The organism is Pseudonocardia broussonetiae (genome assembly GCF_013155125.1).
In the GTDB taxonomy this organism is placed as follows: domain Bacteria; phylum Actinomycetota; class Actinomycetes; order Mycobacteriales; family Pseudonocardiaceae; genus Pseudonocardia; species Pseudonocardia broussonetiae.
In genome coordinates, this window is the sequence record NZ_CP053564.1 from 6,913,443 (window position 1) to 6,931,620 (window position 18,178).

Below are 18,178 nucleotides of genomic sequence, written 5' to 3' on the forward strand. Positions count from 1 at the left end.
GTCAGGCCTGGGCCGGGTCGCCGGACCCACCGGGCTCACCGGCGAGGCCGAGAGCGCGGTCGACGAGGCGGAAGCAGTCGGTCTTGTCGTAGCCGAGGTAGTTGCCGGCCAGCACCCGCAACGGATCGCCGGCGTAGTAGCGCTCGTACTGCACCGCCCGCTGCCCGAACGCGTCACCGCACAGGTCCCACGCCAGCTTGTACAGCCGCACCCGGTCCACGGCCGGCAGCCCGTCCGCGCCGCGGTAGTACTTGGCCACGTCCGCGCCGATCGGACCGCCGAAGTCGGCCGCCGACGGCATCATCAGCAGGCCGCCCGCACCCAGGGTCTGCAGCACCTCCACCAGCTTCGGGTACTGCTGGGCCAGCAGCACCCGCAGCGTCTGCAGCGAGCCGAACCGTGGGCGGACCGCGCCCGACTCGCTCGTCTCGAACTCCGCCTCGGACGCCACGATCAACGCCCGCGCCTGCTCCACCACCGCGATGCACTCGCCGAGGCGCTGCTGCACGTGCAGGAAGCCGTCGATCTTCACCGACTGCGCCAGCTGCATCGCCACGCCCGTCACCAGCTGCAGCTTCACCAGCCCCCGCACCCCGGTCTGGTGTGCGGTGTGCTGGCGCAGGTTCGTATCGGCGTACATCGCGTTGGCGAGCTCGACGCTGCCGTGCAGGAACACCCGGTCCCACGGCACCAGCACGTCGTCGAACACGACCAGCGCATCGGCCTCCTCGAAGTGCGAGGACAACGGGTGGTCGAAGGTGCTGCGGGAGCCGTCGTCGAAGGGCTCGCGGCAGATCAGCCGCAGCCCCGGCGTGTCGATCGGGATCGCGAACGCGGCCGCGTGCTTCTCGTCCCCCGGACGCAGCCCCGGCAAGCTGTAGATGACCAGCTCATCGGCCATCGGCGCCAGCGTGGCCAGCATTCGTGCTCCCCGCACGACCAGGCCCTCGGTTGTCTCCTCCACGACCCCCATGTGCAGGAACGGGTCCTCCTGATCCGACGCGGTCTTCGACCGGTCGGTCTGCGGAGTGATCAACGCGTGGGTGAGGAACAGGTCGTTGTCGCGGACGTAGTCGTAGTACCGCACCACGTTGTCCGCATACCGCTGCCCGAGCCGCCCGAACACGTCCGCGGACTCCGCGAACGCCATCAGCGTCGTGTTCAGGAAGTCCGGCGACCGGCCCATCAGGCCCAGCGTCGCCTCCGACCACACCCGGAACGCCTCCCGACGGGCAATCAGGTCCGCCGCGGAGCGCGGTGCCACGAACGCCCGTCCGACAGGCCCGTTCGGACCCTCGGCGGTCAACACCGGTGCGAACTGCGGGTCGTGCTGCATGTCGTACAGCTGTGCCAACTGCTCGATCGGCCGGATGAACGCGCGATGACGCGTCACGTCCTCCACGCGCTCGCCGCTGATCCACACCTCCCGCGGATGCTTCTGCAGGTGCTCGACGTACTGTGCACCAGTGCGTACGGTCACGAAACTCTGCTGGCCTACTAGCGTGCTAGTCGTGTAGCTCTTCCGGCTCGACGGCCAACCGACGCCTTCCGTGACTACTGGCCTACTAGAATGCCAGTATGGCACATACAGAGTAGATGTCGACATTCGCGTGGCACCCGTTTACCGGGCGCTGTCCAGCAGATGGAACCGGCGACGGAAGTACACGGCCGGCAATTCCTCGCCGACGCGGGTGTTCTCCACCCTGCCGAGCAGGATCGTGTGGTCGCCGCCGGGATGGCGGGCGTACTTGGTGCAGTCGAGGGTGACGCAGGCGCGCGGCAGCACCGGCAGACCGCGCTCATCGGCGACGAAGCCCGCGTCGGCGAACTTGTCGGCGCCGCGGGTGGCGAACCGGAGGGCGAGTTCGGCGTGCTCCGGATGGATGACGTGCACGATCCAGCGCTGGGCGCGGCCGAAGACGGGGTGGCACTCCGCACCACCGGCCAGGCAGACCAGCACCAGCGGCGGGTCCATCGACACCGAGCAGAACGAGGTGGCCGTGAACCCCCACCAGCGGCTGTCCTCGTCGGTGGTGGTGACGATGGTGACCCCGCTGGGGAAGGAGGCCATCGCGTCGCGGAACAGCTGGGCCTGGTCGGAGGCCTGCGCCTGATCAGTCACGACGCCGACTCCGCGGGGAGATGCACGTCGGCGGTCACGACACCTCGCTCCCGCCCGCGGGGGGCTGGAGGGCCCCGCCGAGCTGGTGGTCCATCCGGATGCGTTTGGCGGTCAGGTAGGAGATGTTGTCCGGGTTCGGCGTGATCACGATGGACTCGCGGGTGGCGACGCGCACCCCGTGCCCGGCCAGGCCGCGGTACTTGGCCGGGTTGTTGGTCATCAGCCGGATCTCCCGAACGCCGAGGTCCCGCAGGATCTGGGCCCCGATGCCGTACTCGCGGCTGTCCACGGGCAGTCCCTGGGCGAGGTTTGCGTCGACGGTGTCCAGGCCCGCGTCCTGCAGGTTGTAGGCGCGCAGCTTGTGAGACAGCCCGATCCCGCGGCCCTCGTGCCCGCGCAGGTACACGACCACGCCGCGGCCGGCCTCGCCGATCCTCGTCATGGCCACCGCGAGCTGTTCGCCGCAATCGCAGCGCCGGGAGGCGAACACATCACCGGTCAGGCATTCGGAGTGCACCCTGACCAGGACCGGAGCGGACTCCGCACTGCCCGGTTCGGCACCGGCCTGGTTCACCTCGCCGAGCACGAGCGCGACGTGCTCGCAGTCGTCGGCCGGCGATCGGTAGGTGATGGCGGTGAACGGACCGTGCTCGCTCGGCACCCGCCCCGAGGCGTCGCGGCGGACCAGGGACTCGGTCCGGCGGCGGTAGCGGACGATGTCGGCCACCGCGATCGTGACCAGCCCGTGCTCGGCGGCAAACCGCGCCAACTGGGGACGTCGGGCCATGGTCCCGTCGTCGTTGGTGACCTCCGCGAGCACCCCGGCCGGATCGAGCCCGGCCAGCCGGCAGAGGTCCACGGCGCTCTCGGTGTGCCCCGCGCGGCGCAGCACCCCACCCTCACGGGCGATCAGCGGGAAGACGTGCCCGGGCCGGGTCAGGTCCTCGGGCTGCGTGCGGTCCCCGGCCAGCGCCTGCACGGTCGCTGCCCGGTCGGCGGCCGAGACACCGGTGCTGGTGCCCACCCTCAAGTCGACCGACACCGTGAACGCGGTGCCGCGAGGATCGTCGCTGTTGGTCACCATGAGCGGCAGCCGCAACTGTTCGGCGCGCTTCTCGGTGATCCCCACGCACAACAGCCCGCTGGTGTGCCGGATCATGAAGGCCATCGCCTCGGGCCTGGCCAGCTCAGCCGCCATGATGAGGTCGCCCTCGTTCTCCCGGTCCTCGTCGTCGACGACCAGGATCATCCGGCCGCGCCGCAGCTCCGCCAGAGCTGCCTCGACCGCCTGTGCCGACCGGTCGGGGCCGGTGGCGAGACCCTCGTCATAACTCATCGTTCGATGGTAGGAGCCGGTGTGAGCCGCAAGTGTCCGAGTTCCGGACACCTATCGCCCGCTCAGAAGACCGTGTCCCCAGATCGATCCCGGCAGCCTGCAACTCGCGGTACAGGGTCGAGCGCGAGATGCCGAGCAGGGCGGCCGCATACTTCTCGTCGCCCGCGATCTCGGCGAGGGCGTCGAGAATGGCGTGCACCTCGGCCCGTTCGAACCGGAACAGGGTGAGCCGCCGGCCCGGCGCACCTGCGCCATCCCTGGCGTCGTACCCTTCGGCGCAGCGGCGGGCCTTCGCAGGAGGACCGATCGGAGCTCGCGCACCTTGCCGGGTCACGACATCCGCATCAGCAGCTGCACGACCTCGGCGCAACCCCCCGCACCCCGGCAGCAGCCGGACCTGCTCGGTCTCGAGATCGGGCAGCACGGTCTCCTCCGGAGGCGCTGCAGGTGACCGTCGTACTGCAGCGCCAACCGCGGGTCACGGCAGCACCGAGGATGGCCGTCACCGTCTCGGCAGACATGAACCGTGCGAGCAGCGCGTGTTCGCGAGTGCTGCTCGAAAGCCGGCCCTCCTGACCTGCGCGTAGCTCCGGGCTCAGACTTCGGTGGCGAGCAGTTCACCGAGGTTGCGATCGATCTGCGGCATGTAGGTCGGTGCGACCCCGAAGAGGCCGAGGTGGCCCAGCACGTCCTCGATGACGCGCAGTTCGCTGCCCGCGATCTGCTCCTGCTCGGCTCTGCAGTCGCGCACCGGAAAGAACATGTCCTCGTCGATCGGCATCACGAACGTCCTGGCGGTGATTCGGCGCAGTGCGGCAGGCAGGTCGCCGCCGGTGTGACGGCTGACGTCGCCGTGCTGCCACTTCCAGGCCATGGAGAGCAGGTCGTTGGGGTCCATCACGGTGAAGTACGGCTCGAGGAATCCCTGCAGGAATGCCTCCTTCGAGTCGAAGTCGAGCGCCCGCCACACCTCCTGCTTCCAGAACTCCGTGGAGAAGCCCATGACCGCCCAGATGTGCGCGTGCCGAGTGAGCCCGTCGACGACGTCGGCGTTGGACTCGTACTCCCCGCCCGCCCAGCCGGGATCGGACCGGATCTGCTCGCTGAGCGCCTCCGTGTAGAGGAAATCGTGCGGGGTGTTCTGCGCAGTTCCGGCGATCGGCGCAGCGCGCAGCACCTTGTCGGGGAACCGCACCGCCCACTCGTAGGTCTGCTGCGCGCCCATCGACCCGCCGACGACGAGCTGCAGCAGTTCGATTCCGAAGTGCTCGCGCAGCAGCCGCTCCTGCGCCACGACATCGTCGCCGATGTGCACCTTCGGGAAGTTCGACATCGCCAGCTCGGCGTTCCGACCGTCGGCATTGTGCGGCGCGACCGACAGGCCGTTACCGATCTGGTTGATCGCCACGATGAAGTACCGCTCCGGGTTCAGCGCATGATTCGACCCGACGTAGACGTCGCGCCAGATCTGGTGCGTGCCGGAGTACCACGTGGTGATCAGGATTGCGTTGTCCTTGGCTTCGTTCAGCTCGCCCCAGGTGGTGACCGCCAGCCGACAGTCGGGGATCGAGCCGCCGTCCTCGAGGTCCAGCCGCCCGATGCTGACGATGTCGTAGTCGCCGTGGAACTCGGAGGTGTAGAACGGGTTGTCGATCATGCTGTCGCTCCCTGCCTGCTCGCGTCGAAGGTGAAGCTCAGGTTGGGCATGCACACCCGCGGCTCGCCGAGGATGTCGGCGCCCATGTACTGCGTGTCGGCGGTCTCGAACTGCGTGGGACCCGCGGACAACGAGGTCATCGCGGCCGTCGCCGAGGAGCTGACGTCGTCGTCCGCCCACACGGTCGGCCCGGGCCGGCCGGAGCCGGTCCCGGGCCGGAGCCGCCACGGTCAGGAGATGGTGAAGCCGGCGAAGTCGTTCTCCTTCGACTCGGCGAACTTCTGCCGGTACTGCGGCAGGCCCCCCGGGTAGTTCAGACTCTGCAGCGGCTTGCCTGGGATGTTCGCCCCCATGTACCAGGACTTGGCCTTGGGGAACAGGGTCGGCTCGACCAGCCCGGAGACGTGCTCGCTCCACTGCCTGTCGGCCTCGGGCGTCGACTCGATCCGCTTGCCACCGCCGGAGAGCAGGTGGTGGAGTGTTTCGACGATCATCTCGCCCTGGATCTCGGCGCAGGTCGGGCCGTTGCAGAAACCGGACGGGCTCTGCGGGCCGTAGATGAACAGCAGGTTCGGGAAGTTCGCGGTGGCGATTCCGAGGTGGGCATCCACACCGTTGCTCCACTGGTCGCGCAGCAGGGATCCGTCGGTGCCTCGGAGGTCGAGCTGGGTCAGTCCGCCCGAGACGGAGTCGAAGCCCGTCGCGAGCACGATGATGTCGAACTCGTGCTCGACACCGTCGCGGGTCTTGATGCCCTTCTCGGTGATGGCATCGATCGGGTTCGCGCTGATCTCGATGAGGTGGACGTTGTCCTGGTTGTAGGCCTCGTAGTAGTTCTGTTCCAGCGACGGCCGCTTGACCCCGAACGGGTGCAGCTGCTGGGTCGGCGCGAGCTTCTCGGCCAGTCCGGGGTCGTTGATCCGGGCACGCACCTTGTCCCGCCAGAACGCGTAGGCGTAGTCGTTCGACTCTTGCACGAACAGCGTGTCCTGGTAGGTGGCGAGCCAGAAGCGGAAGCCGCCTTTTCGCCAGAGCTCCTCGTAGCCCGCGTTGCGCTCCTCTTCGGAGATCTCGACGGCGTTCTGCGGGATGAAGTCGTAGTCGAAGCCGGCGAAGGTGTCGCCTCGGGTGTCGAAGCGGTCCGGCAGGCCCCTCTTGATTTCCGCTTGGTCGTCCGGTGCCAGCCGGCGCTGGCCCATCGGCAGCGCCAGGTTCGGTGTCCGCTGGAAAACGGTCAGGTCGACCGATTCCTTGGCGGCCTCCTGGATGACCTGCACACCGCTGGCGCCGGTGCCGATCACCGCGACCCGCTTGCCGGTGAAGTCGACGCCGTCCTGCGGCCACAGGGCGGTGTGGTGGCAGATGCCGCGGAACGAGTCGAGGCCCGGCAGCGAAGGAATGTAGGGCTTGGAGGCGAATCCCAGGCAGGGCACGAGGTATTTGCAGCGGGTCGTCGAGCCGTCGGCGGTGCGCACGACCCACTGGTTGCGCTCGGTGTCGAAGTCTGCGCCGGTGACGCGGGTGTCGAAGCGGATGTCCTTGCTGAGGCCGAGCTTGCGATCCATGTACTGGAAGTACTCCCGGACCTCGCTCCAACCCGGGTACAGCGAGCTGTACTCCCACTCCTTCCACAGATCCTTGTAGGCAAGCTGGTAGATCGGTCCCTCGGTGTCCACCCGCGCACCGGGGTAGCAGTTCCAGTACCAGATGCCGCCCATCTCCTGGCCGGCCTCATAGATCTTCACGGAGTATCCGAGGTCGCGCAGTCGGTCGAGCTGGTAGATGCCGGCGAATCCGGCTCCGATCACGAGAACGTCCAGTTCCTCGACGGCGGTGTCGGCTGTGGTGGTCATGGTGCAGGTGCTCCCTTGCATCGAGGTGGCCGTGAACTCACCGGAACGCGGCGCAATGGTGGGCGGAGGACGGTCCGGAGATGCGTTGAGATGGGTGCATCGGCCGTTCAGGGCGTGCCGGCGTGTGGGACGTCCACGGTCGTCTTGACCAGGCGTCCCAGCCGCGTGCTCGTGCGTTCGGTCTCGTCGAAGTTCGGCGCGACGCACAGGTAGAGGTCGCGGCCGTCATCGCCGCCGAGCATGCAGGCGAAGACGCCCTCGTCGCCGGTGCTGATCTCGTCGAGGATCTCTCCGCCCTCAGCGACCCGCATGCACCGCTGGTAGATGGCGTCGGCGATCCAGATCGCGCCCTCGGCGTCGAGGCAGTTGCCGTCCGGGCCGACGGACGAGGCCGCCACCAGGTCGTTGACGTTGTCGGTGTCAGGCATCGGGCCGAAGTTCGCCCAGTCCCGGCGTGGGCCGAGCGTGCCGTCGTCGTGGATGTCGAAGGCCGAGACCCGGTTGCCGAACGTCTCATCGACGATCATGGTCCTGCCGTCCGGCGTGATGACCGTGCCGTTGGGGAACATCAGGTCCTCGGCGGCGACGGTGACGGTGCCGTCCGGGTCGACGCGGGTGATGTTCGTGGTCCGGAACGGTGCTCCGCCCATCAGGTCGAACCCGAAGTCCCCCACGTAGGCGCGTCCCTGGGAGTCGACGACCATGTCGTTGATGTGACCGCCGGTCGTGGCGGACAGGTCGGCGTGCTCGACCAGGTTGCCGTTCTCCAGGCGCATGAGCTTGCGATCGCGCATGGAGACCACGAGCAGCGTGCCGTCCGGCAGCCAGCCGAGCCCGGACGGTTGCTGGGGCACGGTCGCGATGAGCTCGGTCTTGCCGTCCGGGCTGACCGCGACGACCTGGTGGGAGTAGAAGTCTGACATCCACAGCCGGCCGTCGTGCCAGCGCGGCCCTTCCAGGTAGGTGTACCCGTCGACGACGGGGGTGAGTTTCCGGTCGGTCACGGTCGACACCCTTTCCTCGAGATGGACACGGGTGGAGTCTGCGGAACCGTGACCGTGGGCAATGTCCGACTTCGCTACAGCGCGTTGACACGGTTGGCGGCGGTGTAGCGAAGTCGGACAGTGCCGAGACACTTGCCCTGCTTGACTTCGCGGTCAGCGCTCGACGTCGTCGCCCTCGTCAACGGTGAGGAGGTTCTGTGAACCGCGACCTGTGTGCCGAACGCGAGCGCATGCTCGACGGGCCCCTCACGAGCGAGGACGGCCGTCCGGCGTCGTTCCGGGACGAGATCGTCTCCTCGTGGCGCCGGTGCAAGCTCGTCGGCGTCGCCCACGCCGGAGAGGACGTCCCCTACCAGCCGAACTTCGAACGGCCAAACCGGCTGCTCCGGGCCGCGGGTCCAGTGATCGACAGGCTGGCCGAACAACTCCTGGGCAGCCCGGTCTCGATCCTGCTCGCCGACTCCGAGGCCCAGATCATCGACCGGCGCCCGGGCAGCCCGAAGCTTGCTCAGGCGCTGGACAGGGCCATGGTCGCACCGGGATTTCACTACGCCGAGGAGTACACCGGCACCAACGGGGTTGGCAGCGCCCTGGAGGAGCGCCGACCTTTCGTCGTGTCCGGACCGGAGCACTTCCGGGACAACCTGCAGCAGTTCACCTGCATCGGTTCCCCGTTGCGGCACCCCATCACCGGGTCGACCGAAGGCGTCCTCGACGTCACCTGTCGGGTCGACGAGACCCAGGAGCTGTTGAAGCCGCTGGTGCTCGCCGCCGTCCGGGAGATCGAGTCCCGGATCTACGCCGACGCGTCGCGTCGCGAGCAGATGCTGCTCGACCACTTCCTGCGCGCCGGCCGCCGGTCGAGCACGGCGGTGGTGACCCTCAACGAGGACGTGGTCATCGCGAACACCGCCGCGTCCGGTCTGCTTGACCTGTCCGACCAGGCCATGCTCTGGGAGTGGGCCTGCCGGCTCCTCGGCAATCGCGACGAGTGCAACGGTGAGGTCCGACTCGCGCACGACGTCGTCGTCCTGGCACGAGCGACCCGGGTCGGCGAACCCGGTGCCACGGCCGGCGTCGTCGTCGAGATGCGGCCCCGGCCCCGGGCCCCCAGCCCGCCTGCAGCTGTGGGACCGCGCACCCGGCGCGACCCGGGCGACAACGCGCACGGGCAACTCGCCGGGCGCAGCATCGCGACCGCACGCCTGCGCGAGGACGTCGACGCCGCGATCGCGGCCGGCGGGCCGTTGCTGGTCTGCGGCGAGGTGGGCACCGGGAAGCTGTTCGTCGCCACCCACCTGTATCGGCGACGGGCCGATGGCGAACCCCTCACGGTGCTCGACGCCCGGGCCTCCCACGACGATCCCGTCGCGTGGATGGGGCGGCTCACCAGCAGCGTCACCAGCGGCGCCACGGTCGTCCTGCGGCACCTCGACGAACTCGTCCCCCGTCTGGCCGCGCGCGTGGCAGGGGTTGTCGAGCAAGCAGCCCCGACTCGTCTGCTCGCCACGGCGCGCGCACGGGGCGGGCACGACGAGGCGAGCCGGGTGCTGGACCACTTCCCCATCTCGATCACCGTTGCGCCGTTGCGCTACCGCGCAGAGGACATCGCCGACCTCGTCCCCGCGCTCCTCGCCCCCGACGCCACTGGCCGACCCACCCCGCGGTTGCAGCCGGGCACGCTACGCACGCTCACATCGCTCGACTGGCCGGGCAACGTGCGCGAGCTCAGGGCCGTCCTCACCACGGCCGCGGTCCGCTCACTGGGCTCGGACATCGCCCACGAGCACCTGCCGCCCGAGTACCGTTCGCCCCGCAGCCGCTCCGGTTGCACGTCGTTGCAGAGAGCGGAACGCGACATCGTGATCGAGGCACTCGCCGAGGCACGGGGCAACAAGCAAGCCGCCGCAGAGCGGCTGGGCATCGCCCGTTCGACCCTGTACCGCAAGATGCGCCTGCTCGGGATCGACAAGAATCGACTTCCCATCAATCAATGACGACCGGGACCCAGGCGCGCCGCACCGACCCAACTCCAGGATGCCCCGTCGAGATCGAAGAGCCCGTCAACCTGGCCGCGCACCGCACTCCGACCGATGACGCCGCGACCCCGGTTGTGAGATCCAAAATCGGGCCTTTCGTGGAGTGCGTGAAATCGCACGCGATGCGGTGCCGGATCGAGCAGCACGTCGCCGGGGACGACGACGTCGTCGAAGACCACCTCGTTGACGTTGTGCCCGCCGTCGAGTATCCGGATCGGGTTGATCGTGATGCCTCGTGTCGACAGACCGAGAAGCAGCTGGGTCAATCGCTGATGCCTGCCGCGCGAGACCTCGCCCGGCGGGTCGGTACGCACCAGCGTGATCGAGTAGTGGCTGATGTGTGCGTTCGACGTCCACACCTCGGCCCCGTTGACCACCCAGTCACCGGAGGCGTTGCGGGTGGCCCTGGTACGGATCGAGGCAGGATCGGAGCCGCAGTCGGACTCACTCGTCCCGATCACGAAGAAGCACTCCCCCCGAGGCGGTGCGCGGCAGGATCGACGTGCGTTGCTCCTCGGTGCCACATCGCAGCAGATTCGGACCGGATTGCCGGTCCGCGACCCAGTGGGCCGCGTGAACCGGCACGTACTGCTCGGGCCACGTCATGCCCAGTCAGCCGCGGTCGCCGAGCATCCTGCAAACACCGGGTCAAGCCGGAGCGCCATGTGTCGACGCGGGTCGTGAAGCTTCCAGCGGCGAGCTCGGCAGCCAGGAACTCGCGCACCTCCACGTGTACCCGTTCAGCGGCCTCGGAGAGCTGCGTGGGCGCGGGCGTCAAGAGAGACGTGCTGGCCACTTCGACACACTCCCCAGCTCCCGGTTCTCCATGATGCTGACCGGGGAACCGGTGCCGGACTGGGATTCGACGAAAGATCGATCACTGCTCACGTGGCGTCTGGCGGAGCAGGTGCCCGTCCGTGCGCCTGGCGGACAACACCTGCGCTCGGCGGCGCGACCCGCGAATCGAGGCCTCCCGACGGCGCGCCGACGTTCTGCCGAACACGACGGACGACCTCGGTCGGGTCGACGAACGGCGACGGCCCCGGCCAGACCCGCTCCGTGATGCGCACCTCCACGACCCCGGGCTGCGTGATCGAACTGAGCACGGTGCGCAAGTCCTCGACGGAGCCTGCCGAGGCGCCCGCCAGCCCGTCGAGTGCGTCGCCGACCTCGGCCAGCCGCAGCGCGGGCGCGACCGGCTGACCGCCGGTGATCGTGTACGCGCCGTCGGCGAGCACCACGACGACCAGGTTCGGTGGTCGGCAGGCCGCTACCGACCAGAGCGTGCTGGCCCCCATCAGGCACTCGCCGTCACCGAGGAGGGCGACGACCTGCCGCTCCGGGACGGCCTCGGCCAGGCCGAGCGCAGCGGCCAGGGCGGAGCCCATGGCTGCACCGAAGTAGAAGTGCGGGCCGTCCTCGGTGACCAGTCTGGTGGCTGACGTGGCCGTGCCCAGGGACGGGACGATGATCGCATCAGGGAAGACGTCGGCGACCGTCCGCGTCGCCTCAACGACGTTCACGGCCACCACCGAGCTCCGGCTCGAGGAGCATCGCCGCGCACTCCTGGGCACCGAAGGCGAGCTCGAGCACACCGTCGCTCACTGTGGCGGCGTCCTCGGCCCGGTGCAGCGGGAAGCACTGGACCCCCAGCGCACCGAGCAACGACCTGGTCGCCCTGCCGATCGGCACCTGCGCCGGGTTAGCCTCCGCGAGCGTCCCACGCATGGAAACGACCAGCGGCAGTCCGAGGCGGTAGGGCACGGCGAGCGAGCCCAGCGCGTTCAGCGCGTTGCCGACGCCGGAACTCTGCATCAGCACCATCGGATACCGCCCGGCGATCCGCTGCCCGGCCGCGTAGGCAACGCACTCCTCCTCGCGAGCCAGCGACCGCAGCAGGACACCGCGTCCGGCGAGCCCGACCAGAACGCCCTCGAGCCGCGAGTCCGGCACGAAGGCGGCGACGTCCACGCCGCCTGCGACGAACCGATCCGCGATGGTGATCTGCCAGTCGAGCCCGGAGGGCACGCGTACCCCCCACGGCTCGGCGACGCCGGAAAGGGTCACGATGACAACCTCGGGACGGGCGACGCAGCCCACGGAATCGTGGTCCTGGTCGGGCCGACCAGGACCTGCTTCTTGGCGCACATCGGGCACCGTCGGTTGCTACCGCCGATGTTCTCGCCGGATACGGACCCTTCCGGATCAGCGGGAGGGAAGTATCGGCCACGGCAGCGCGGGCCGGAGGGCGGGCCATCCGGGGATATCGCCATCGGCACACGTGTTCCAGCGGCCGATCGTCCTCCCGCCGTTGGGCTGCCGGTTTCACGCGTCCGCGTCGTCGAGGCGGAAGCCGACCTTCATGGTGACCTGGTAGTGGCCGACCTGGCCGTCCTGGAGCTGGCCGCGGATCTCCGTGACGTGGAACCAGTCGAGGTTGCGCAGGGTCTTGCCGGCCCGGTCGATCCCGCTGCGAACCGCGTCGTCTATGGAGTCGGGGCTCGACCCCACGATGTCGGTGACCCGGTAGGTGTGGTTGCTCACGAGCACGTCCCTTCGTTGGTGTGTATCAGCGTCGCCGTGGAGAGCGGCGTGTCGCCCCGGCAGGCTCCGGCGCCCGCACGCAGCTCGGGCCGATGGAGGGTTACCGGGCGACGGTGTCGGCCAGGCCCACCCAGCGCCGGCCGTTCGCCTGCACCACGCGACCGAACGCCGAGCCGGGGAAGTGCCCGTCGGCGCCGATCGTCGCGGAGTCGGCCTCGAGTTCAGCGGCGATGTGGTCGCGGGTGCGCGCCGCGGTGTCCGGGTCGACGTCGAAGATGATCCTCAGATCCCCGTCGGACAGCTGCAGCGGACAGTGCATGACGTCCCCCAGGATGATCGCGCGGCTCTGACCCGACGAGACCACCGCCGAGCAGTGACCCGGTGTGTGGCCCGGACTTGCCAGCACGTTGACCCCGGGCGCGACAGTGGCGCCGTCGGACACCGACTCGATCCGGTTGAGCAGCGGCGCCAGCACCGCGTCGGGGTTCGGTCCGACCCCGGCGAGATCGGGGTCGGAGACCCCCTGCCAGAACTCGAACTCCCCGTCGCCCACGACGTGTCGGGCGTTGGGGAAGGTCAGCGTGCCGTTCTGCGCGGTCCAGCCCACATGGTCGAGGTGCATGTGGGTGTAGAAGACGACGTCGACGTCGGCGGGCTGCACGCCGGCCTGGCGCAGGCTCGACAGCAGCTTGCCCCCTCGGAACACACCGTCGACCGCGTCGAACGGGACGGTCAGGTCCCCGAAACCGAGGTCGACGATCACCTTCTGGTCACCGGTTTCGATGAGGAAACCGCCGAGGGTCAGCAGTAGGCGGCCGTCGGCGTCGAACAGTTCCCGGTGTGCCTCCCACAGCGCGTCATTGGACGCCGGAAAGACCGTGGTGGCCGAGAGCGTCGCATCGCCGTCGGGCAGGTATGTCACCTTGATGTCGCCGATGTCGATCGATTCCAGGGGTGCGGGCTGTGCGGGCATCGTCATCCTCCACTCGTGGTCGGTTGCTGCGGTGCCGCCGTGGTGCAGCGCGGCCTGCGCCACGGCGAAACCCGGCAGCCGGGCCCCCTGGCGCCGCGCCGGACGGGCGAATCGGGGTGCTCGCGCCGACACCGTGCGCGACGTGTCGGGTGCCGTCGAGCGCGGGCGCGGCCAGCTCCCGACCCGCGTGGTACCGGGATCTCCCCGGGTCCGGGCCACCGGAGGACCCAGGCCGCGCAGGGCGGGCGTGACCCCCTCCTCCTCGGACCGCCCCACGTGCGGTCGCCGCTCCCCGATCGGCTTCGGACCGTTGGAGTAGCTCGACACCGTCGGGCAGAACGCCACGTCATCTCCTCGCCGGTCCGGTCGCTACTGCCACTCGCAATGGGCCTGAACGGCAGCACCGTCGGCGGTGAGCCAGCCCTTCTTCTCCGCATAGGCCAGCATGGCGGCGAAGCGGCTGGGCCAGTCGTCGCCGACGTGGCCCCGTGCCAAGCGCCGCACGGCTTCGACAGCGACGACGGCGCTGTCCCGGTCGACCAGCGTCCCGGTGTCGCTGCTCGCGAGCGCCTCGCGCACGGCCACCTCATCCCCGCCGGTGACCGCGAGGTGGAACCGGGCGCAGTTCTCGGGCTCGGCCAGGGCCACGGTGGCCGGCCGCACTGTGGTGTCGACCAAGACGAACATCCGTCGTATCCCTTCCTACAGCGGGTCGAGGACCCGGTCAGTCGGTAGGCGGAAAAACGGCGGTCGCGGGAACGCCGACGAACGACGCTAGCGCAGCGCGATGACAGGGAGCTGTCCGAATATGCACCACGGCGCGCCGTCCGGCCCGCGTTCCGCAGCGGAAGGGCAGATCTGAACAACGGCAGAGGCCCGGTCCGAAGATCTCGAAGCGGGATGACCTGCGTGGGCGATACTGGGATCGAACCAGTGACGTCATCGGCGTGAAGCAATGATGGCGGGAGCATTTGCCACGTGGTTCGTGCTGCTCAGCGCCCTGCCGGCGTCCGTCGTCGTCCGTGCACGGCCACGTTTGCGCGGGGCTGGTAGGCCCTCAGTTCGACCCTCGCACCGAATGATCCACCAAGCGGGCAGGCCACTCTGGACTCACTCACGGTGTACGTCGCACGGACGGCGGGCGCCTCCTGAATCTCGGCTAGAACGGTGAGCACGTCGGCACCGGATGTGATGCTGGCTCCCGCCCACTCATCAGGGATCTTATGTCCCGGCTTGGGTACGTCGAGGTCGATCACCACCAGGCACCTGACCCTGGCGTTGGCTCGTCGAGCACCACGATGGGGTGAGCATGCGAGCCGCCGGGGCGGCGCCAGGAGCTGGGCGCGGGAGCCAGTAGCGGACTCGGCCCGCCCGGCCTCCGCACGAGCTGTCCAGGGAACAGACGACCGAGATCGCCCTGTTAGCCGGTTACCTCGTGGATCTGAGCGTGACCGTCGATCTGCAGATTGCTGCAGATGGTCTTTGCTCAGTGACCTACTGGTACCACTCCCTCAACCTCACAGACCGGCCGGTTCACCGGGCACCCCGCGACCTGTGGTTCCAGCACAGCCGCGGGCAGCTCGACCTAGTCGCGCTGCGCGAGAGCGCGACGAGGAACGCCATCCAACGCCTGCACACCGCCGACAACGTCGCGAAGTTCGCGTGCCAACTGTCGCCGCCCATCCACCCCGGTGAAACCGCCCTGTTCGGATACCGTTGCTCCGGGGCTGAGTTCCGTGGCGACTGGTACTGGCGTCAACAGTTTGCCCGCCACACCCAGGCCTACGTCCTGAACGTGCGCCACGCCGGCATTCACGAGGTAGCTGGCATAACGGCTATCGAGGAGCTGCCTGACGGGGCGGAGAGACTGGCACAAGAGTCTGTCATCTGGGACTACGATGGCGACGACTTGATCATGACGTTCACCCGTGAGCGTCTTGAGCCGAACCAGTACGCGACCCTGCGATGGGAGCACGTGTGACGCTGCGCGATCGGGCGGAGGCAGCGTTGCGGGCGTGGAATTCATACGAGATCGGGCGCGGCGCTCCAGCTGTCATCGACTTCGACTGCTATCCCGAAGGCGCTGATGCCCCGCGCACAGTGTCCAGCCGGCTCGACGCCCGGGCTGAACTGGTCGCGTTGCAGACGGAGGCACGGAGCGTCGGTCTCATCGAGATCGAGGACCGGCTCGGCGCGAGCGTCGCCTACCTTGACGCGCTCCTCGGCGTGCGACTTCCACTCGACGAGTACGTGCGCGCAACTCAAGGCTGCTCTGCCAACGGCTGGTCGGACGAGTACATCGAGTCGGTGCGCCTGGTCTCCGTCGCAGAACTAGATCGCCTCGACGTCGGTTGGGACGTCGATACAGCGAAGGCACTCAAGGCCACCGAGGCTCCGATTGCGGACGACGACGTGGCCGCGGTTATTCAGGCCCACGCGCGGGAGATGGAGAGCGACGTCCGCCGGCTCGCCGACACGGACGCGCCGTTTTCGGTGACCGTCGAGCATGTCGACCTCGACGTCTACTGGGCCTACTGGCTCGATGGCACCGGTTCGGACGTCCGGCTCCGCATCAACTCGCGCAACGCGAGCTTCACCGAGGTACAGGCGCGCCAGTTCGCGCTGCACGAGTTGCTCGGCCACGGGCTGCAGGGGGCAAGCTACGCGCAAAGGTGCCGGCGACAGGATGTCCCCTGGATGCGCATGACGTCCGTGCACGCTCAGCAGCAGGTCCTCTTCGAAGGGCTGGCACAGGCGTTCCCGCTGTTCGTCAGGCCGAATGACCAGCCGCTCGTTGCGCGGGTCCGCCTGGCGCATTACCTCGAGCTCGTCCGGTCAAAGCTGCACCTTGCCATCAACGGAGGCACCAGCGTGCCGGAGTGCGTGGAGATCGCCCGCGCTCATGTTCCCTTCTGGTCATCCCCGGCCATCGGCGACATGCTTTCCGACCGCGCGGTCGACCCACTGCTGCGTAGCTACCTGTGGTCGTACCCGGCTGGCATCGACTGGTTCGTTCGGCTCGCCGACACAGCGTCATCCGAAACCAGCCACCATCTTATCCGTGAGTCCTATCGCGACCCTCTGACCCCGACCGCGCTTTCGCGCATCTGGCCGGATGGGCCCCGGCCATAGCGGGCACCGTCCTGCGCTAGGGCAATTAGCTGACAACAGTTCCTCGGCCCCGGACGACTGTCACATGCCCGGAATCAACGAGGAGAGCGACGGCGCGGTGCGCAGTACCCACGGCGACGTTATGTGAAGCTGCGATGGCCTTGATGCCTGGCAGGAACTGTCCCTGTTCCAGCTCCCTCGATCCGATTTGCCGGCGAATCGCGTCGGCGATCACCTCGTAGGGATAGAGCTTGCGTTCGGTGTCGCAAACCGGAAGCTGCGGCACTGTCGGTCGCGACGGCATTCGCGCTCCCATGTGCCCGGCCGCGCGCTGATCCGACTCCGACACCCACGCCGCGTAGACCCTCAGCGTGGTTGTCCCTCCGCCGCCGTGTCCGAGCCGGCCCGCGACCGTCCTGATGTCGACGCCGGCGGCGATGAGCTCCGTCGCTGAGTAGTGCCGGAGCTTGTGGAGCGACGTCGCGATGCCGAGTCGATCGGCCAGGTCGCTGTATCGCTCGCTCACCGAGTTCGGTCGCATGAATGTCGAGTTGTCCGGCGCGAGCGAGAACAGGTAGGCATCGGCGGGGACGGGCTCGCCGAGCGCGTCGCAGCGGTCCTGCAGACGCTGACGGTGCTCCGCCAGGATGTCGACGGTCTCTTCGTCGACGGCGATGCGGCGGTGTTGGTGATCCTTGGTGTCCTTCTCCCATGTGTCCCTGTTGCGCTGGCCGATGCTCCGCGATACCGAGACCACGCCGGTCGACAGGTTCACGTCCCGCCACCGCAGCGCGCAGAGTTCGCCCCGCCGCACGCCGGTCACGATCGCGAGCCACACGAGCGTGCCCCACTCCCGATCGACCCAGGCCTCAGCCAGGATCCGCGCAGCCTCCTCGGGCGACGGCGGCCGGGGCTTGGCCTTCGGTGCAGGCGGGGTCTCGGCGAAGACGATGGGATTCGACGAGATCCAGCCCCAACGCACTGCCCGGTTCAGCGCGCCGCTGATGATGAAGTGGATCTGCCGGATCGTTGCGGCCCCGAGCGGCTGGCACTCGTGCATCCGGCAGCGCTCGTCGCACTCGTGCTCGTAGGGGGTGCGGTGATCGACATAGCGCTTGCGACCGCAGTGGTTCCGGCAGCGCCGCAGTTCCGCATGGAACGAGTCGAAGGTGCGCGCGTTCAGTGCTCCGACCTGAACAGCCCCGATCAGCGGTCTGATGTGCTTGCTGGCGTAGCCGCTGTAGGTCTCGCGGGTGCTGCGTTCCCACCTGCTCAACTCGAAGTGCTGGTCCAGCAGATGGTTCATCGTCACACCGGTTCGCGGCTGGCGCTCTTCATCGACCTGGTTCAGGAGACGGGTGCGGGCGGCCTCTGCCTGCCGCGCCGCCTTCGGCCCAGGCGGAATCAGCTCGACCAGGTTCCGCCGCCGCCCGGTGACTGCGTCCATGCCGGCGTAGACACGCACGCGGAGGCCCCCGCTCGGCAGCACGTCGATTGCGCCACGAGCGCGACGCCGCCCTGCACCGTGGGAAGCCATGG

The 18,178-nt window shown here is 68.7% G+C and carries 18 protein-coding genes; 3 read left to right on the top strand and 15 right to left on the bottom strand.

Annotation, left to right across the window (positions count from 1 at the left end; all coding sequences use genetic code 11):
- Position 1: 1 nt before the first annotated feature.
- From hpaB to HOP40_RS33400, 8 genes are all read right to left on the bottom strand, one after another.
- The gene (gene hpaB / locus HOP40_RS33365) at positions 2–1,480 is read right to left on the bottom strand and encodes a 4-hydroxyphenylacetate 3-monooxygenase, oxygenase component (RefSeq protein WP_172167109.1); all 1,479 of its coding nucleotides are present in this window, start codon (positions 1,478–1,480) and stop codon (positions 2–4) included.
- Positions 1,481–1,621: 141 nt separating this feature from the next.
- Positions 1,622–2,122: a flavin reductase family protein gene (locus HOP40_RS33370; protein WP_240157412.1), complete on the bottom strand. Its 501-nt coding sequence runs from the start codon at positions 2,120–2,122 to the stop codon at positions 1,622–1,624.
- A gap of 34 nt (positions 2,123–2,156) precedes the next feature.
- Positions 2,157–3,458 carry a bifunctional 3,4-dihydroxy-2-butanone-4-phosphate synthase/GTP cyclohydrolase II gene (locus HOP40_RS33375; RefSeq protein ID WP_172169711.1) on the bottom strand — a complete coding sequence of 434 codons (1,302 nt, stop codon included), beginning with the start codon at positions 3,456–3,458 and terminating at the stop codon, positions 2,157–2,159.
- On the bottom strand, positions 3,448–3,882 hold the full coding sequence (locus HOP40_RS33380; protein ID WP_172167112.1) for a helix-turn-helix domain-containing protein: 435 nt from the start codon (positions 3,880–3,882) through the stop codon (positions 3,448–3,450). Before HOP40_RS33380 ends, HOP40_RS33375 begins: the two co-directional genes overlap by 11 nt.
- Positions 3,883–4,053: 171 nt before the next feature.
- A complete protein-coding gene (locus HOP40_RS33385) occupies positions 4,054–5,115 on the bottom strand; it encodes an alpha/beta fold hydrolase (RefSeq protein WP_172167114.1) in 1,062 nt (353 codons plus the stop codon).
- A complete protein-coding gene (locus HOP40_RS33390; RefSeq protein ID WP_172167117.1) occupies positions 5,112–5,255 on the bottom strand; it encodes a hypothetical protein in 144 nt (47 codons plus the stop codon). The genes HOP40_RS33385 and HOP40_RS33390 overlap by 4 nt, the downstream gene beginning before the upstream one ends.
- 90 nt (positions 5,256–5,345) lie before the next feature.
- On the bottom strand, positions 5,346–6,968 hold the full coding sequence (locus tag HOP40_RS33395) for a flavin-containing monooxygenase (RefSeq protein ID WP_172167119.1): 1,623 nt from the start codon (positions 6,966–6,968) through the stop codon (positions 5,346–5,348).
- A gap of 107 nt (positions 6,969–7,075) precedes the next feature.
- A complete protein-coding gene (locus HOP40_RS33400; protein ID WP_172167121.1) occupies positions 7,076–7,972 on the bottom strand; it encodes an SMP-30/gluconolactonase/LRE family protein in 897 nt (298 codons plus the stop codon).
- A gap of 197 nt (positions 7,973–8,169) precedes the next feature.
- Here HOP40_RS33400 and HOP40_RS33405 point away from each other — a divergent pair, with 197 nt between their 5' ends.
- Entirely contained in the window at positions 8,170–9,969 is a 1,800-nt protein-coding gene (locus HOP40_RS33405) for a sigma-54-dependent Fis family transcriptional regulator (protein WP_205347020.1), read from the top strand.
- Here the strand turns inward: HOP40_RS33405 and HOP40_RS35700 are convergent.
- The 6 genes from HOP40_RS35700 to HOP40_RS33435 form a co-directional block, all read right to left on the bottom strand.
- A complete protein-coding gene (locus HOP40_RS35700) occupies positions 9,963–10,472 on the bottom strand; it encodes an acyl-CoA dehydrogenase family protein (protein WP_205347021.1) in 510 nt (169 codons plus the stop codon). The two genes, HOP40_RS33405 and HOP40_RS35700, sit on opposite strands and share 7 nt — an antisense overlap.
- Positions 10,473–10,895: 423 nt before the next feature.
- The gene (locus tag HOP40_RS33415; RefSeq protein WP_172167123.1) at positions 10,896–11,540 is read right to left on the bottom strand and encodes a thiamine pyrophosphate-dependent enzyme; all 645 of its coding nucleotides are present in this window, start codon (positions 11,538–11,540) and stop codon (positions 10,896–10,898) included.
- Complete coding sequence (locus HOP40_RS33420; protein WP_172167125.1) at positions 11,521–12,078, bottom strand: thiamine pyrophosphate-binding protein; 558 nt, start codon at positions 12,076–12,078, stop codon at positions 11,521–11,523. Before HOP40_RS33420 ends, HOP40_RS33415 begins: the two co-directional genes overlap by 20 nt.
- Positions 12,079–12,336: 258 nt before the next feature.
- On the bottom strand, positions 12,337–12,555 hold the full coding sequence (locus HOP40_RS33425) for a dodecin (RefSeq protein ID WP_172167127.1): 219 nt from the start codon (positions 12,553–12,555) through the stop codon (positions 12,337–12,339).
- A gap of 100 nt (positions 12,556–12,655) precedes the next feature.
- Positions 12,656–13,873 carry an MBL fold metallo-hydrolase gene (locus HOP40_RS33430; protein WP_172167130.1) on the bottom strand — a complete coding sequence of 406 codons (1,218 nt, stop codon included), beginning with the start codon at positions 13,871–13,873 and terminating at the stop codon, positions 12,656–12,658.
- Between the two features lie 24 nt (positions 13,874–13,897).
- A complete protein-coding gene (locus HOP40_RS33435) occupies positions 13,898–14,215 on the bottom strand; it encodes a hypothetical protein (RefSeq protein WP_172167132.1) in 318 nt (105 codons plus the stop codon).
- Positions 14,216–14,975: 760 nt separating this feature from the next.
- Between HOP40_RS33435 and HOP40_RS33440 the strand changes: the two genes are divergently transcribed.
- Positions 14,976–15,509: a hypothetical protein gene (locus HOP40_RS33440; RefSeq protein ID WP_172167135.1), complete on the top strand. Its 534-nt coding sequence runs from the start codon at positions 14,976–14,978 to the stop codon at positions 15,507–15,509.
- A complete protein-coding gene (locus HOP40_RS33445; RefSeq protein ID WP_172167137.1) occupies positions 15,506–16,660 on the top strand; it encodes a hypothetical protein in 1,155 nt (384 codons plus the stop codon). Before HOP40_RS33440 ends, HOP40_RS33445 begins: the two co-directional genes overlap by 4 nt.
- Before the next feature lie 25 nt (positions 16,661–16,685).
- On the opposite strand, the gene HOP40_RS33450 is transcribed toward HOP40_RS33445, so the two are convergent.
- Positions 16,686–18,176 carry a tyrosine-type recombinase/integrase gene (locus tag HOP40_RS33450; RefSeq protein WP_172167140.1) on the bottom strand — a complete coding sequence of 497 codons (1,491 nt, stop codon included), beginning with the start codon at positions 18,174–18,176 and terminating at the stop codon, positions 16,686–16,688.
- Positions 18,177–18,178 lie beyond the last annotated feature (2 nt).

Excerpts from the sequence above, each read along its gene's own strand:
- HOP40_RS33435 (WP_172167132.1), bottom strand. The coding sequence starts at position 14,215 with ATGTTCGTCTTGGTCGACACCACAGTGCGGCCGGCCACCGTGGCCCTG.
- HOP40_RS33385 (WP_172167114.1), bottom strand. The coding sequence starts at position 5,115 with ATGATCGACAACCCGTTCTACACCTCCGAGTTCCACGGCGACTACGAC.
- HOP40_RS33375 (WP_172169711.1), bottom strand. The coding sequence starts at position 3,458 with ATGAGTTATGACGAGGGTCTCGCCACCGGCCCCGACCGGTCGGCACAG.
- HOP40_RS33450 (WP_172167140.1), bottom strand. The coding sequence starts at position 18,176 with ATGGCTTCCCACGGTGCAGGGCGGCGTCGCGCTCGTGGCGCAATCGAC.
- HOP40_RS33395 (WP_172167119.1), bottom strand. The coding sequence starts at position 6,968 with ATGACCACCACAGCCGACACCGCCGTCGAGGAACTGGACGTTCTCGTG.
- HOP40_RS33390 (WP_172167117.1), bottom strand. The coding sequence starts at position 5,255 with ATGACCTCGTTGTCCGCGGGTCCCACGCAGTTCGAGACCGCCGACACG.